The sequence below is a fragment of the Staphylococcus sp. Y174-1 genome, assembly GCF_049897865.1.
Classification (GTDB): Bacteria; Bacillota; Bacilli; order Staphylococcales; family Staphylococcaceae; genus Staphylococcus; species Staphylococcus saprophyticus.
On the sequence record NZ_JAFCXB010000001.1, the window covers coordinates 647,350 to 664,316 of the forward strand.

The 16,967-nt window shown below is 34.2% G+C and carries 14 protein-coding genes; 1 reads left to right on the top strand and 13 read right to left on the bottom strand.

The features are described from left to right. Positions 1-357: 357 nt before the first annotated feature. The 4 genes from priA to gmk form a co-directional block, all read right to left on the bottom strand. A complete protein-coding gene (gene priA / locus ACP7BT_RS03215) occupies positions 358-2,766 on the bottom strand; it encodes a primosomal protein N' (protein WP_041080429.1) in 2,409 nt (802 codons plus the stop codon). Position 2,767: 1 nt separating this feature from the next. Next, positions 2,768-3,976 (bottom strand): bifunctional phosphopantothenoylcysteine decarboxylase/phosphopantothenate--cysteine ligase CoaBC, encoded by a 1,209-nt coding sequence (gene coaBC / locus ACP7BT_RS03220; protein ID WP_041080427.1) that lies wholly within the window; start codon positions 3,974-3,976, stop codon positions 2,768-2,770. Between the two features lie 236 nt (positions 3,977-4,212). After that, positions 4,213-4,425: a DNA-directed RNA polymerase subunit omega gene (gene rpoZ, locus ACP7BT_RS03225; RefSeq protein ID WP_002483517.1), complete on the bottom strand. Its 213-nt coding sequence runs from the start codon at positions 4,423-4,425 to the stop codon at positions 4,213-4,215. Beyond that, positions 4,425-5,048 carry a guanylate kinase gene (gene gmk, locus ACP7BT_RS03230; RefSeq protein ID WP_002483518.1) on the bottom strand — a complete coding sequence of 208 codons (624 nt, stop codon included), beginning with the start codon at positions 5,046-5,048 and terminating at the stop codon, positions 4,425-4,427. Before gmk ends, rpoZ begins: the two co-directional genes overlap by 1 nt. Before the next feature lie 159 nt (positions 5,049-5,207). On the opposite strand from gmk, the gene ACP7BT_RS03235 reads away from it, so the two are divergent. Then, positions 5,208-6,905 (top strand): Rqc2 family fibronectin-binding protein, encoded by a 1,698-nt coding sequence (locus ACP7BT_RS03235; protein ID WP_011303305.1) that lies wholly within the window; start codon positions 5,208-5,210, stop codon positions 6,903-6,905. A gap of 102 nt (positions 6,906-7,007) precedes the next feature. Here ACP7BT_RS03235 and ACP7BT_RS03240 read toward each other — a convergent pair whose 3' ends face one another. The 9 genes from ACP7BT_RS03240 to ACP7BT_RS03280 all read right to left on the bottom strand — a co-directional run bounded on the left by ACP7BT_RS03240 (position 7,008) and on the right by ACP7BT_RS03280 (position 16,934). Then, a complete protein-coding gene (locus tag ACP7BT_RS03240; RefSeq protein ID WP_011303306.1) occupies positions 7,008-7,415 on the bottom strand; it encodes a VOC family protein in 408 nt (135 codons plus the stop codon). A gap of 92 nt (positions 7,416-7,507) precedes the next feature. Beyond that, the gene (locus ACP7BT_RS03245) at positions 7,508-8,362 is read right to left on the bottom strand and encodes a YitT family protein (protein WP_041080426.1); all 855 of its coding nucleotides are present in this window, start codon (positions 8,360-8,362) and stop codon (positions 7,508-7,510) included. Between the two features lie 521 nt (positions 8,363-8,883). Continuing rightward, a complete protein-coding gene (locus ACP7BT_RS03250) occupies positions 8,884-9,069 on the bottom strand; it encodes a hypothetical protein (protein ID WP_002483522.1) in 186 nt (61 codons plus the stop codon). Positions 9,070-9,091: 22 nt separating this feature from the next. Further along, the gene (gene pyrE / locus ACP7BT_RS03255) at positions 9,092-9,703 is read right to left on the bottom strand and encodes an orotate phosphoribosyltransferase (protein ID WP_002483523.1); all 612 of its coding nucleotides are present in this window, start codon (positions 9,701-9,703) and stop codon (positions 9,092-9,094) included. A gap of 1 nt (position 9,704) precedes the next feature. Next, positions 9,705-10,397, bottom strand: a complete 693-nt coding sequence (gene pyrF, locus ACP7BT_RS03260) for an orotidine-5'-phosphate decarboxylase (protein WP_002483524.1) — start codon at positions 10,395-10,397, stop codon at positions 9,705-9,707. A 97-nt stretch (positions 10,398-10,494) separates the two neighbouring features. Further along, the gene (gene carB, locus ACP7BT_RS03265) at positions 10,495-13,668 is read right to left on the bottom strand and encodes a carbamoyl-phosphate synthase large subunit (protein WP_041080425.1); all 3,174 of its coding nucleotides are present in this window, start codon (positions 13,666-13,668) and stop codon (positions 10,495-10,497) included. After that, positions 13,661-14,761: a carbamoyl phosphate synthase small subunit gene (locus ACP7BT_RS03270; RefSeq protein ID WP_002483526.1), complete on the bottom strand. Its 1,101-nt coding sequence runs from the start codon at positions 14,759-14,761 to the stop codon at positions 13,661-13,663. Before ACP7BT_RS03270 ends, carB begins: the two co-directional genes overlap by 8 nt. Next, entirely contained in the window at positions 14,761-16,035 is a 1,275-nt protein-coding gene (locus ACP7BT_RS03275; RefSeq protein WP_041080423.1) for a dihydroorotase, read from the bottom strand. The genes ACP7BT_RS03270 and ACP7BT_RS03275 overlap by 1 nt, the downstream gene beginning before the upstream one ends. Continuing rightward, on the bottom strand, positions 16,032-16,934 hold the full coding sequence (locus ACP7BT_RS03280) for an aspartate carbamoyltransferase catalytic subunit (RefSeq protein ID WP_041080422.1): 903 nt from the start codon (positions 16,932-16,934) through the stop codon (positions 16,032-16,034). The genes ACP7BT_RS03275 and ACP7BT_RS03280 overlap by 4 nt, the downstream gene beginning before the upstream one ends. Positions 16,935-16,967: the final 33 nt, after the last annotated feature.

Here is a 16,967-nt window from a genome sequence, read left to right on the forward strand (position 1 = left end):
TTCTCACTTAGTCGGTTGCTTTTCTTAATCGTTATTGTCGTTCTCAATACGTACTCTAATCATTTATGTGTGACTCGTTACTCTTTAATATAACTTTAATTAATATTAAATGCAAAAAATGTAGCAAATTATTTTTTATAAATTTTAATAAATATTAGTTAATTGTTAAGATTATATCCATAGCGCCATCACTATACTTCATATTTATATCTAACTTTTATGTTTTTTTGTCTAAAAAATAAAGAACAAACTATTTTAATGGCTAATCATTTACCTAGCAAAACAATTTGTTCTTTTTTCTAATATTTTTATACAAAAGTCAGTATACATTAGCTTCGTTATATAACGTGCTTAATATTACATCATCATTTGCGGTGCGATATCTATTTTCAAAGATAATTTTTCTTTTAAATATTGATCATGATAATAATCGTCTAAATATTTTAATGCTTCGTGTAATGCAGGTTCTCGTTTATATTTCACTAATATTTGAAAGCGATATTCGTTATTGATTCTTGATAATGCGGCCGGAGATGGGCCAAGTACAAGTGCTTTGTCTGTTAAATGTTGCAGTAATATTTTATGAATATGCTTGGATGCTTCCATAACTTTTTTCATTTCTTTATGCGCAATAGTAAAATTAATTAAAAAGAAATACGGTGGGTACTTTCCAATTTTCCTATAATTCATTTCTTTTTGGAAAAAGGCTGTGTAATCATTTTCTTGGACATCTTTAATAGCATAATGATCTGGATTGTATGTTTGAATAAGCACCTGTCCTTCTTTTTCATGACGACCAGCTCGACCAGCAACTTGCGTTAACAATTGGTATGTTCGCTCACTTGCTCTAAAGTCTGGCAAATTCAACATTGTGTCAGCATTCAAAACACCTACTAACGTAATATTAGGAAAATCCAATCCTTTAGCAATCATTTGTGTCCCTAACAAGATATCCCCTTTTCCTGAACCAAAATCATTTAATAACTTTTCATGAGCCCCTTTTCTAGAAGTAGTATCCACGTCCATCCGTATAATACGAGCCTCTTGAAACGCTTCTTGTAAAAGTTCTTCAACTCTCTGTGTGCCAGTACCCATTTGTCTAATATGCTCACTTTCACAATTAGGACATTGATTAGGTGGTACTTCTTGATGACCACAATAATGACATTTCAATTGATCTGTTGATTTGTGATAAGTCAATGAAATATCACAATTCGGACACTGTGGAACATGCCCACAATCTCTACACAACATAAATGAAGCATAACCGCGTCGATTTAAAAAGAGTACAATTTGTTCCTGATTATCTAAGCGTTGTTGTATTGCATCTCGTAATTGATTAGAGAACATAGAGCGATTTCCAGAGTTCAATTCTTCTCTCATATCTACAATTTCTACCTCAGGTAAAGCTTGTTGATTAACTCTGTTAGGTAACGATAGTAACTCATATACACCCTTTTCAGCTCGTGCAAATGATTCTAAACTTGGTGTCGCGCTGCCTAATATTAAAGGACATTGATGATACTCACTACGCCATTGCGCGATATCTCTTGCATGATATCTAGGATAATCTTCTTGCTTATACGAAGATTCATGTTCTTCATCTATAATAATCATCCCTAAATTTTTAAATGGTGCAAAGACGCTTGAACGTGCACCTACGCTCACACGTGCTTTACCGTCTCTAATCTTTTGCCATTCATCATAGCGTTCACCTTTGGATAATCCAGAATGTAGTACAGCAACTTCGTCTCCAAATCTACGTTTAAATCTTAATACCATTTGTGGTGTTAAGGCAATTTCTGGAACTAACATCATTGCTTGTCTATTAAGATTTAGTACTTCTTCAATTGTTTGTAAATACACTTCTGTTTTGCCTGATCCTGTCACACCATGCAATAAATAGGTACATTGTTCATGAGCATGTATCTTTTCTGATATGGCTTCAAATGCACGTTGTTGGTCTGAAGTCAGATGTTGTTTCACATCTTGTTCAAAGACCCTAGTCTCAAATGGATCACGTTCAACGACAGCATCATATTTTTCAACAAAGCCCTTGCGAATTAATGTATCTACACTAGATTTTGAATAACCCATTGCTTCTATGTCTTTAAGTAAAACGATGCGATGTTGTTCATCTAATAAAAAGGCATATAATTCATATTGCTTCTTAGATTTTTCTAATGAATTTAGCACACTATCATAGTTAAATCCTTCAACAACACATATGGCACGTTGTTTTTTCTTATTTACATTTTGTGATAGTAAGGTTACTTCAGATACAATACCTTGTTTTAATAATGGCGCAATTTGTGTTAAATCATCATTTTGCTGTGCTGCTTTAAATGCATAGTGTCCTGATGAGTCAAATTTCCCTGCTAAAGTTTCAGGCAGTGCATTCGTATCTTCAATAGAAAAGACCTTGATATATTTTGCTTTAATTGCACTTGGCAGCATAACTTCAAGCATTGAAATACGTTTTGTAACGAAGTAATTGTTATACCACTCAGTAAATTGAATTAATTCTTCAGTCAATTCGGGTTTTATATCTTGAATTTCTTTAATTTCTTTTAATTTTTTTATATCTATATTGCTATCAGGCTGGTCTGTTATCTTCATAACATAACCTTGAATTGTTCTTGGTCCAAATGGAACAATGACACGCATACCTATTTGAATCATTGATTGTAACCTTATAGGAATTATATAATCAAATGTAAAATCAACACTCTTAGAAGGTATATCAACAATTACTTTTGCTATCATTTTATTTCCACCTTGTTTCTAAACTATTCAATATATGCTCAGCTAATTCGACTTTTTTGTGTTTGCCTAAAGGTATAGCGTCTCCATTTTTATAATACATCGTATAATCATTGTCATCGGAACTAAAGCCAATCGTACGGTCTCCAACATTATTCGCAATAATCACATCTGCATTTTTATTATGCAATTTTTTTTGTGCATAAGCTTCAATATTTTGTGTTTCTGCTGCAAATCCAACTAAGTATTGTGATTCTTTATGTTCTCCTAAATATTTCAAAATATCTGGTGTACGTTTAAATTCTACAGATAAAGTACCATCTTGTTTTTTTAATTTATGGTCCAACATTTCTACTGGCGCATAATCTGACACGGCAGCAGCTTTAAAAACGATATCTTGTTTAGCAAAACGACTTCGAACCGCTTCGAACATTTCTTCTGCACTTTGTACGTGTACTACATCAACATGCTTCGGTGGTGTTAAATGTGTCGGTCCTGAAACTAAAGTAACTTCTGCACCTCGTTTAGCTAAAGATTCAGCAAGCGCGTATCCAATCTTACCTGAAGATCGATTTGATAAAAAACGAACTGGATCTAATTCTTCTACAGTGGGTCCAGCAGTAATTAATACATGTTTACCAATAAAGCTACTTGATGCTGGCACAGCTTTTTGTTTTATGTCATTAAAGTATTGCTTTATGCGCTCTACAATTTGTAAAGGTTCTTCCATACGCCCCTTCGCTACATATCCACATGCTAAAAAACCTTCTCCAGGTTCTAAAAAATAGTAACCATCTGAACTTAAAGTCGCTAAATTATGTTGTGTCCTCTTATTTTCATACATATGCACGTTCATTGCAGGTGCAATAAATTTAGGCGTTTCAGTTGCTAACAACGTTGACGTAACCATATCATCTGCAATGCCATTTGCTAATTTAGCAATTGTATTTGCAGTTGCTGGCGCTACGATAATTGCGTCTGCCCAATCACCCAGCGCAACATGTTGAATTTCTTGAGGATTTTGCTCTATAAATGTACTCGTATAAACGGGATTTCTCCCAATAGCTTGGAATGCTAGTGGGGTAACAAATTCCTGAGCATGATCAGTAAGCATGACCCTGACATCAAATCCAGCCTGCGTCAGTTTACTCGTTAAATCAATTGCTTTATATGCAGCTATACCACCTGTAACAGCAAGTAATATTCGTTTCATTATATAGTCATTCTCCTTCGATTGAATTAGATCAGACGTGGGTGACGTCTCTTATAATTGAAAATCAAAATGTATGTCCCTCATAATTAAATTAACTTTTCGATTACTGTTCATTATACACAATTTATCAGTTAAATAAAAAAAGCACACCTTGCGACTGCATGGTGTGCACTTGAAAGATATTCATTTAATAACACATAGATGGCTATATAAAATTCAATATCTAGGCTTTTTAATTAATACGTTTTTAAGAATAGTTCGTCTGGGAAAACTTCACCGTCAGCAATTTCTTCTAAAGCTTTACCAACAGGTTTTTCTGAAATGTATTTTGTTAATAATGCACTTTCAGGTTTCTCGTCTATTTCACGCGCACGTTTTGCAGCTGTAGTTGCAATTAAATATTTTGAATTAATTTTTGATGTTAATTGGTTTAATGGTGGTTGTAACATTATTTTTTTGCCTCCAGTATCATTTTTCTATATTTTGCTTCTATACGTTCTCTCTTCAAATGTTCAGCTTCAACAATAGATTGAATACGTTGCTTAGCTAACTCAACTTCGTCATTAACTACAACATAATCATATAAATTCATCATTTCCACTTCTTTACGAGCTTCATGCACTCGGCTTTGAATTTTTTCACTGGATTCTGTACCACGACCTACTAAGCGCTCACGTAAATGATCTAAACTTGGTGGCGCAAGAAAAATAAACAATGCATCTGGGAACTTTTTACGTACCTGTTTTGCACCTTCTACTTCAATTTCTAAAAATACATCGTGCCCACGATCCATAGTGTCTTTAACGTATTGCACAGGCGTCCCATAATAATTTCCTACGTACTCTGCATATTCTATAAATTGATCTTGTTTTATTAACTCTTCAAACTCTGATTTTGCTTTGAAGAAATAATCAACACCATCGACTTCACCCTGACGCTTATCACGTGTCGTCATCGAAATAGAATATTTATAAGATGTGGACGGGTCATCAAATATTTTCTTTCTAACTGTACCTTTCCCAACGCCAGAAGGTCCAGATAGTACAATCAACAAACCTTTCTCATTATCCATGACTTACTACCTCTCTAAACTATTCTTCTATTATTAAACTATGATACCACAATTTTCATTTAGTTGTATAGCGTCCAACAGCACAAACTTTGGTCATGACCATTTCTTTATGCCATGTTACAATATGATGAATGACTAAAAATAAGGTGGCTGATAGTAATGGCATATGATGGTTTATTTACAAGAAAAATGGTGGAATCGTTACAATTTCTTGTAGACGGAAGAATCCATAAAATAAATCAACCAGAAAACGACACGCTTCTTGTCGTTATTCGACAAAACCGAAAAAATCATCAGCTTCTACTTTCTATTCATCCTAGCTTTGCTAGAATGCATTTAACAAATAAAAAATATGATAATCCATTTGATCCACCCATGTTTGCACGCGTTTTCCGTAAACATATAGAAGGTGGTATCGTTAAAGCAGTAAGACAAATTGGGAATGATAGACGTGTAGAAATTGATGTTCAAAGCAAAGATGAAATTGGAGATACAATATATAGAACTATAATTTTAGAAATTATGGGTAAACACAGTAACTTAATATTAGTTGATGATCAGCGTAAAATCATTGAAGGCTTTAAGCATTTAACACCGAATACCAATCAATATCGCACAGTAATGCCTGGCTTTCAATATGAAACACCACCAACTCAAAATAAAATTAATCCTTTTGAAATAACTGGTAATAAAGTCATACAATATATCGATTTCAATAAGGGCAAAATTGCACGTCAACTTCTTGATCATTTCGAAGGCTTTAGTCCATTAATTACAAATGAAATTGTGAATCGCAAACGATTTATGACAAATGATACGTTACCAGAAGCATTTGATGAAGTCATCAATGAAATTAACCATACACCTACACCCGTTTTTCATAAAAATCACGAGACGGGTAAAGAAGATTTTTACTTTATGAAATTAAATCAATTTTATGATGATGTAACAGAATATGACTCATTACATGATTTATTAGACCGTTATTATGATGCACGTGGAGAGCGAGAGCGTGTAAAACAACGTGCAAATGATTTAGTGAAATTTGTACAACAACAATTGCATAAATTTCAAAATAAATTAAATAAATTGATTGATGAACAAGAAGGTACAAAAGAAAAAGAATTACAACAATTGTATGGGGAACTTATCACTGCTAACATTTATCGTATTAAACAAGGTGACAAATCGGTCACAGCCTTAAATTATTACACTGGTGAAGAAGTCACTATACCGCTTAACCCTACAAAGGCACCAGCAGTGAATGCACAAAATTATTACAAACAGTATAATAAATTAAAGACAAGAGAACATGAATTGCACCATCAAATCGATTTAACCAAAGAAAACATTAATTATTTTGAAAGTATAGAACAACAACTTGCTCATATTTCAGTCAATGATATTGATGACATTCGCGATGAATTAGCCGAGCAAGGGTATATGAAACAACGTAAACAGAGTAAGAAGAAAAAGAAACAAACTATGCAGTTACAAGAATACGTATCTACAGATGGAGATACAATCATGGTTGGTAAAAACAATAAACAAAATGATTATTTAACGAATAAATTAGCTAAGAAACATCAACTTTGGTTCCATACGAAAGATATTCCCGGATCACATGTCGTCATATTAAGTGATGATCCGAGTGAAGAAACAATTAAAGAAGCGGCCATGTTATCTGGTTACTTCTCAAAAGCAGGTAGTTCAGCTCAAATTCCAGTTGACTTTACTGAAATTAAACACGTGCATAAGCCTTCAGGTGCAAAACCAGGTTTTGTAACTTATGATAACCAAAAAACACTTTATGCAACACCCGATTATGATCACATTCAAAAAATGAAAGTAAAGTAAATACGATATAATATTACGGTTGTATCCTATAACAAACAAAAGCGGGACGATGAGATCAATTTTAGAAATGTTGATTTCATCGTCCCGCTTCTATATTAGTATTTAATTTTTCTCAGGTAAGGCTAATTGGAAATTAACACCAAACTTATCTTGAATCCATGCAAATTCTCTAAAAGGTGGCATTTCTGTTTTTGGCATTAAAATGGCGCCACCACTTTTCAGTTTACTAAATAATCTCTCCATTTCAATTGCGCTATCAACTGTCACGTATAATGACATTGCAGGGTTCATCTCAATATCTACCCCATTCATATTATCAATTGCCATAAATACTTGATCTTTTAATCTAAAAATGGCATGTTGAACAGCGCCTGTTGGTTCTTCATCACTTTCACTATATCTTACCAACGCTAATATTTCAGCGTCCTCAAATGTATTAACATATAAATTAATAGCTTCTTCTGCATTGCCGTTAAACATCAGAAAAGTTGTTATCTTAGGTATTGCCATTATTCTACCTCCTAAACCTTTATACACTTTAGAATAAAAGATATACTATCAAAAATCGAATTTATGCATTTTATGTTCGTAAATTTCTAAATTTAAGATAAGTTAATAAATCCATTACCAAGTACGTCACGTACATCATGAATCACTAAAAATGCATTTTCGTCTTCTTCATTTACTAACTTTTTAACTCTTGTTACTTGTGATTGTGGCACAACAACGTATAACATGCTTGTCTCATGTTTACCATAACCACCTTTACCGTTTAGTATCGTAGAGCCTCTACCTGTGAAACTGTTGATTTTATCACTAATCGTTTCGTTTTTACTAGAAATGACTGTAACTGCCTTTTTGGGATTAAAACCTTCAATTATAAATGAGGTTGCACGCTCAGTAATGAAAATCATTATAATTGTAAATAGCACGTTCGTGAGTGGCAATACAAATAAAAATGATAGTACGACTAAACCATCTAATACAAAAATACCCTGTGCTGTTTTAATATCAAAATACTTATTAAGCATTTTTGCAATAACTGATGTACCACCTATAACACCACCGGATGCAATAACTAACCCAATGCCCACACCGACTAGTACACCACCAAACGTTGCATTAATTACAAAATTATCTACCCCTGTCTTCCAATGTTCAGTTAAATCTAAAAATATAGAAATGGAAGTATTAGCGACCACAGTATAAATAGCCGTTCTTGTGCTTAAAAATTTCCAGCCAACAATAATGACGAGGGTATTAATAATTAAAGATGTAAGTGCTGGTGACCAACCGAAAGCGTACTTAAGCGCTAATGACATGCCGACGGTGCCACCATCACCTAAATTTGACCCTAGAATAAAGCAATTGACTGCAATAGCACTAATAAAAGAACCAATAAGACAAATGATCATATATTTTGTATTGTTTTTAAGTAACTGTCGAATTTTTTGCATACAAGTCCCCTCTTACCAAAATATCAAAGCTTTAATATCTTATTTTTACAATTTATTTTAAAATAAGTATATAGATCTTAAATACATAGTTTATAAATCATTTGATACTTTAATAATTTTTTTTAGTAAACTAAGCATATCATATGAATATACTTATTAACTGTTATACTTAAACTAATAGCTTTTTCTTTTACCATTTTAACTTCTATAGTTAAAATGAAATTAAATTACATTGGAGGTAATGTTCATGTCTTTTTATATTATTCCTTTACTTATTGCAGCCCTTGTATTACTTGTAGGCTATATCATCATTAAAATAATGATCCGCTAATACGCTATTAAAAAATTTATAACGTACGGGGCACCTATAATTGAAATCAACAATTCATGATAATCAATATAAATGTTGTTCCCATTCTTATTTCAAATAGGGCTAATCAAACTTATTTAATAAAATAAATTTGGTTAGCCCCTACTTATTTGACATGTTGTTAACTTAAATCGTCTATTCGCTTGGCTTATTATTTAATATGCCCTTTTTGCTTTATAGTTGATTTAGATTTTTTATATATATTTTCTTCTGATTTTTGCTTTAACATTTCGTAATCAATATCTGATGTGTTTTGGTCTCTATAATCTTCATTTTTATTCAAAAATTTATTCAAATGTGCGAAATGATTATAAGCTTCTTTCGGGTCTTTTGTCATAACATCCCCTCCACTTAGTATATTATGACAAGTTGTCTCTCCAATCAACTAAAGACCTAATATCATTATCAGAAATTTCTCCATTTTCTTTTGCAACATCAATTAATTCATTGTAATTGCTTAATGTATAAAATGGCATTTGCGCTTGTTTGAATTGTTCATCTGCTTTTTTTAAACCGTAAGTAAAGATAGCTACGACACCAATAACATCTGCCCCCGCTTCTCTTAAAGCTTCGACTGCGGTAATTGATGAACCACCCGTTGAAATTAAATCTTCAATAACAACTACTTTTTTTCCTTTACTTAAAGCACCTTCAATTTGATTTTGTTTGCCATGACTCTTACTTTTAGAACGAACATAATTCATCGGTAAAGCTAATTTTTCAGAAACATACGCAGCATGGGGTATACCAGCTGTGGCAGTACCTGAAACTATTTCCACGTCTCCAAAATATGTTTCGATTAAGTCACACAGTCCATCTCTAATATGTTGACGTACTTCTGGATATCCAAGTGTTACACGATTATCACAATAAATTGGTGATTTTATACCAGAACTCCAAGTAAATGGATCATTCGGGGATAGTGATACTGCTTCAATTTCTAATAATGCTTTTGCAATTGCTTTAGCCATATTAACCTAACCAACTTTCTTTGATTTTATGATAACTTGCTACTGGGTTTTCACTTTTGGTGATTGGTCTTCCAACAACAATATGTGTTGAACCTAATTCTTTAGCATCTTCTGGTGTTGTAATACGTTTTTGGTCGTCTGAACTAGCATCTTTTGGTCTGATACCAGGTGTTACCTTTAAAAAGTCATTACCTAATTCATTTTTCACTAATTCTGCTTCTAGTGGTGAACATACGATGCCATCCAAACCTGATGATTGTGCTAAAGTTGCATAGTTCAAAACAGCCTCCTCAATTGAAGTTTGAATGTTTTGTTCCTTGTGCAACATCGTTTCAGTTGTTGACGTCAATTGAGTAACTGCAATTAATTTAATATCGGGGTTGTGTTTTTGCAAACCGTTCAAGGCTTGTTTCATCATTTCTGTACCACCTGCCGCATGCACATTCACAAGATCGATATTTAATTTGCTTAAGCCTTCCATTGCTTTGCCAACCGTATTAGGAATATCATGCAATTTTAAATCAAGAAAAATGTCATGTCCTCTATCCTTTATTGAAGCAATCAGTTGAGGTCCAGTTTGATAAAAGAGTTCCATTCCAATTTTCACGAATAGTGGTTCATTAAATTGGTCTAAAAACTGATCTACAGCTTCTGTTGAATCAAAATCTAAAGCAATAATTGGCAAGTTTTTCATCTAGCTCTACATCCTAACCTTTTTTATTTCATCTTATCTAATCCATCACAAAGTCAATGATTGTTCATTGTTGTGACATTTCTCTCCTTATTCATTACTACATATTTTTCATTGTAAATGTCATGCTTTCAATTACACGTGTTAATGCAACAACCGTATCTAATGATGTTAGACAAGGCACGCCATTTTCTACGGAGGCGCGTCTAATTTGGAAACCATCTCGTTCGAATTCTTTACCTTTGGTCATCGTATTCACAACGATTTGTACTTCTCCATTTTGTATACGCGTCAGTAAATCATCTTCGCCACCAATTTTTCCTACTACTTCTGAAGGTATATTATTCTCGGCTAATTTTCGTGCAGTACCTTGTGTTGCTAAGATTCTATATCCTACTTCATTTAATCGTTGTGCAATAGAGACAATTTCATCTTTATCTTTATCGCTGACTGTCATCAAGACCGTACCATGATCTTTAACTTCCATCCCACTAGCTGTTAAACCTTTAAACAGTGCTTTTTCCATAGTTGCATCTTTACCCATCACTTCACCTGTTGACTTCATTTCAGGTCCTAACGTGATGTCGACGTTTTTCAATTTGTTAAAGCTAAATACGGGTGCTTTCACAAAGACACCTTCTGTATACGGTTGGATGCCTGGTTGATATCCTAAGTCCACTAGCTTGTCACCTATGATTGCACGCATAGCTAACTGTGCCATTTGAATATTCGTAATCTTGCTTAAAAATGGTACTGTACGACTCGAACGTGGATTCACTTCTAATACATATACACCATCATGCGCAATTACAAATTGAATGTTAATTAAACCAACAATGTTTAAGCCTTTTGCTAAACGAATCGTAAAGTCTTCTAATGTTGTCATTTCTTCTTGCGTTAACGTTTGTGGTGGATAAACAGCAATGGAATCACCTGAATGGACTCCCGCTCTTTCAATATGTTCCATAATACCTGGTATAATCACTGTTTCACCATCAGAAATCGCATCTACTTCAATCTCTTTACCTGTCAAATATCTATCGACTAATACCGGATGGTCTGGACTTGCTTTAACTGCTTGATTCATATAGTCTTCTAATTCTGCATCACTATTAACGATTTCCATAGCGCGACCACCTAATACATAAGAAGGTCTGACGACGACTGGATAGCCAATACTGCGTGCATTTTCTAATGCTTCTTGTGGTGACGTTGCAGTTTTACCATTAGGTTGTGGTACATCAATCGTGTGTAATAACGCTTCAAACTCTTTACGGTCTTCTGCTCTATTTAAATCTTCTAATGATGTTCCTAAAATCTTCACGTCATGTTTCGCTAGTTTATCGGCTAAGTTAATGGCCGTTTGCCCACCAAACTGTACAACGGCACCTTTAGGTTGCTCTAAATCTATAATGTTCATGACATCTTCTTCAGTTAATGGTTCAAAGTATAATTTATCCGAAATAGAAAAGTCGGTCGAAACAGTTTCTGGATTGTTATTAACTATAATCGCTTCGTAGCCCGCTTGTTGAATCGCCCATACAGCATGTACAGTGGCGTAATCAAATTCTACACCTTGTCCAATTCTAATAGGTCCTGAACCTAAGACAAGAATTTTTTCTTTCTCTGTGACTACAGATTCATTTTCATATTCATACGTGCCGTAATAATAAGGCGTAGCAGATTCAAATTCTGCAGCACATGTATCTACCATTTTATACACTGGTATAATGCCGTTTTGTTGTCTTAAATCGTACACTTCTTCTTCTGTCATATCGAATCGATGTGCGATTACTCTATCACTAAAACCGTAATTTTTTGCGAATTTTAAATAATCAATGTCACCTTTATTTGATTTCAAATCGTGTTCAATATCTATGATGTGTTGGAATTTATTTAAGAAGAAGTAATCTATTTTTGTCATTTCATGTATTTCTTCTAATGTAGTACCTCTGCGAATTGCCTCACCTATAAAGAATAAACGTTCATCATCTTGGTCTTGAATACGTTCTTTAATATAACCTAAATCAAATGTTTCACCATTAGGTAATCCTAAGTGATGTACACCATATTCTAAGGAACGAATTGCTTTTAGTAGTGATTCTTCATATGTTCTACCAATTGCCATTACTTCACCAGTTGCTTTCATTTGAGTTCCTAAGACACGTTCTCCTTTTTCGAATTTATCAAATGGGAAACGAGGAATTTTAGAAATTACATAATCTAAAGTTGGCTCAAATGCTGCATAGGATGTTTCTGTTATCGGATTTAACATTTCATCTAGTGTTAAACCAATAGAGATTTTAGCTGCTAATTTAGCAATCGGATAGCCCGTTGCTTTTGAAGCTAATGCAGATGATCTTGAAACACGTGGATTCACTTCAATAATATAATAATCTAATGAGTGTGGGTCTAATGCTAATTGCACATTACATCCACCTTCTATACCGAGCGCTCGAATAACTTTCAATGATACATCACGTAACATTTGATACTCTACATCTGATAGTGTTTGGCTTGGTGCAACAACGATTGAATCACCTGTATGTATGCCGACAGGGTCAATATTTTCCATATTACAAACTACGATTGCGTTATCGTTTTTATCACGCATAACCTCATATTCTATTTCTTTAAATCCTGCAATTGATTTTTCAATTAGACATTGTGTTGCCGGACTATAATGTAGACCGTTTGTTACAATTTCTTTGAATTCTGCATCATTGTGACAAATACCGCCACCTGTGCCACCCATTGTGAATGCAGGTCTAACGATGAGTGGATAACCCACTTCTTCTTTAAAAGCAAAAGCTTGTTCAACTGTATTAACGATATCACTTTCAGGAACTGGTACGCCTAAATCGTTCATAAGTGTTCTAAATAACTCTCTATCTTCCGCTTGTTGAATTGATTCCAATTCAGTACCTAATAGTTTTACATTATTCGCTTCTAGTTCACCACTATCATGCAACTGAATCGCCATATTCAAACCAGTTTGGCCACCAAGTGTAGGTAATAATGCATCTGGTTGTTCTTTACGTATAATACGTGCGATGAAGTCATGTGTTAAAGGCTCAATATAAACTTTATCTGCAATTTCGTTATCCGTCATAATTGTTGCAGGATTGGAATTCACTAAAATGACGCGGTATCCTTCTTCTTTTAACGCAAGACAAGCTTGAGTTCCAGCATAATCAAACTCTGCAGCTTGACCGATAATAATTGGTCCTGATCCTATTACTAAAATGGTTTCTATATCTTGACGTTTAGGCATTATTTGTAAGCTCCTTTGTTTTATATTCATTTATCATGTCTATAAATTCATCGAATAAGTAGTTTGAATCTGATGGTCCTGGACATGCTTCTGGATGATATTGTACTGAAAAAGCTGGTAATGATTTATGTCTCAAGCCCTCAACCGTATCATCATTAATTGCAATATGTGTCACTTCTAGGTCAGTATTTTTTAGAGATGCTTTGTCAATGGCATAACCATGATTTTGACTTGTTAAAGCTATCTTTCCAGTTTTTAAATCTTTAACCGGATGGTTAGCCCCTCTATGACCAAATTTCATCTTAAATGACGTAGCACCTTGTGATAATGCAAATAATTGATGTCCTAAACAAATACCAAAAAATGGTATTTTCCCTAAAATGCCTTTAATCATTTCAACAGCTACATGGACTTCTTCAGGGTCACCTGGGCCATTTGACAGCATAACACCATCAGGTGACATACGAATAATCGCTTCTGCTGAAGTGTCATAAGGCACTACAGTTACATTACAACCACGCGCGTTTAATTCTCTAACTATGTTTTGTTTTTTTCCAAAATCTACTAGTACGACGCTAAGTCCATAACCTGTAGAAACATATGGTGATTTAGTAGAAACAGTTGTGACTTCATTTCGCGGCAATTCAACGGATTGCAGCTTTGCAATCATTGAATCAATTTCACTTTTTTCATCTGTAAAACCTGCTTTTAATACACCATGGTTTCTTATTTTACGTGTAATGCTACGTGTATCTACACCTGAAATACCTGGTATATCATATTCTTGTAATACTTCATGGAATGTCTTTTGCTTTCTGAAATTACTTGGTTGGCGACTCGCTTCTTTCACTACAACACCATTTAACGTTGGAACAAGTGCTTCAAAATCATCTCTGTTAATACCATAATTACCAATCAATGGATAAGTAAATGTAATAATTTGACCAGTATATGATGGATCTGAAATTGTTTCTTGATAACCAGTCATAGCTGTGTTAAATACAATTTCACCTAATGTTAATTGATCTGAACCTATTGGATAACCTTCATAATATGAACCATCTTCTAATACGAGATAACGTTTTTTCAACATTATTTTTCCTCCTCAAATTTAACTTCGCCTTCAACCATTGTTAATACGGGTGTACCGTAAACTTTGTAACCGATAAATGGTGTATTGGTTCCTTTAGATGCAAAATCTTCTGCTTTAATTTCGCTTTCTTCTTCTAAGTTAATGACTGTTAAATCTGCTAAATAACCTTCTTCCAATCTTCCAAAAGGTAAATCAAATGTTTGTGCAGGTTTGATTGTTAAATAATCTACCAATTGTTGAAGTGTCCAATCTCCATTTTTAACGAAATGAGTGTATAGTAATGGGAACGCTGTTTCACTTCCAACTATACCAAATGGTGCTTTCGTCATTGGCTGATTCTTTTCTTCTGCTGCATGTGGTGCATGATCCGTAGCTATACAATCAATCGTGCCATCTAATAAACCTTCTAATAATGCCTCTCTATCCTCTTTACTTCTTAAAGGCGGGTTCATTTTATAAATAGCATCATCACCTGGTACATCATCTTCTGTTAATAATAAATGGTGTGGTGTGACTTCAGCAGTTACATGAATGCCTGCCTTTTTAGCATCTCTAATTGTTCTGACACTTTCCTTTGTAGATACGTGACATACATGATAATGTGCGCCTGCTGCTTCTGCCAGTAAAACATCTCTCGCGATTTGTACTGCTTCACATATATTTGGAATACCTGGTATACCTAACGCTTCACTACGCTGACCTTCGTGCATCGCTCCGCCGTATATTAAACTGTTATCTTCACAATGTGCAACAACTGCTTTATTTACTTTTGCAGCCGCTTGCATAGCTTCGTACATCATGCTAGCTTGTTGTACACCAACACCATCATCTGTAAATGCGAATGCACCGTTGTTAGCAAGTGTTTCAAAATCCACGTGTTCTTTCCCAGCCTGTCTAACTGTGATTGCTGCATATGGCAATACTCTTACTTGTGCATTTTCTTCAATTAATTGGTTTAAGCGATTCAGATTTTCTTCTGAATCAGGCACAGGTTTCGTATTCGGCATTGGACATACTGTAGTAAATCCACCTCTCGCCGCTGCTTTCGTACCCGTTTCTATTGTTTCTTTGTGTTCACCGCCTGGTTCACGTAAATGGACATGGACATCAACTAATCCTGGCGAAACGAATTGTCCTTTAACGTCTATGACTTCAGTCTCTGATGTATCATCAATGTGTGGTGCGATTTTTTTAATATGTTGTCCCTCAATTAAAATCGATACCGTCGTTAATTCACCATTTTTTAAGATTTTTGCATTTGTTAATAATTTCATTTTGCTGTTGCCCCTTCCGTTTGTAAGATATGATCTATAACTGCCATACGTATATACATACCATTTTCCATTTGTTTAAAAATACGTGATTTCGGTGCTTCTACTAATGTATCTTCAATTTCTACACCGCGATTTACTGGTGCAGGATGCATGATAATTGCTCGATCTTTCAATAAATCATAACGTGATTGCGTTAAACCAAAATTTTCATGATATTGACTCACTTCAAAGCTAGTAACTTCACTATCCTCATGTCTCTCGTGTTGGACTCTTAACAACATGACAATATCGATTCGATCGATCACTTCATCAATATCAACATAAGGTGCTTCTAATGTTTCATCTTTCCATTCATTTGGACTAGAGAACATGACATGCGCACCTAATGCTGTTAGACTTTGGTAATTACTTTTCGCTACACGTGAGTTCTTGACATCACCACAGATAAGTACATTCAAACCTTCAAAAGTCTTGTATTCTTCATAAATTGTCATGAGGTCTAGTAAACTTTGTGTCGGATGTTGTCCGCTACCATCTCCAGCATTGATGATAGGTATATTTAAATGCTTTAATTCATCATAATAAGTTGTTTGTGAATGTCGAATAACTAACACATTGGCGCCAATTTGTTCCAGCGTTTTACAAGTATCATACAATGATTCACCTTTTTGAACGGATGATGTACTTGTCTCAAAATCTATTAACTTTAGTCCTAATTTTTGTTCCGCTACTAAAAAACTACTTTTTGTACGTGTGGAATTTTCAAAGAATAGATTAGCGACAAATTTATCTTCAAAACATCCTGGCTGCGCGTTACCATTTTTAAAAGCGCTCGCACGTTGTATTAGATCGTAAATTTCAGTCGTATTTAAGTATTCCATTGAAAGTAAATTATCCATTTTTATTCAGCTCCCTCATCATCAGAATTTCTT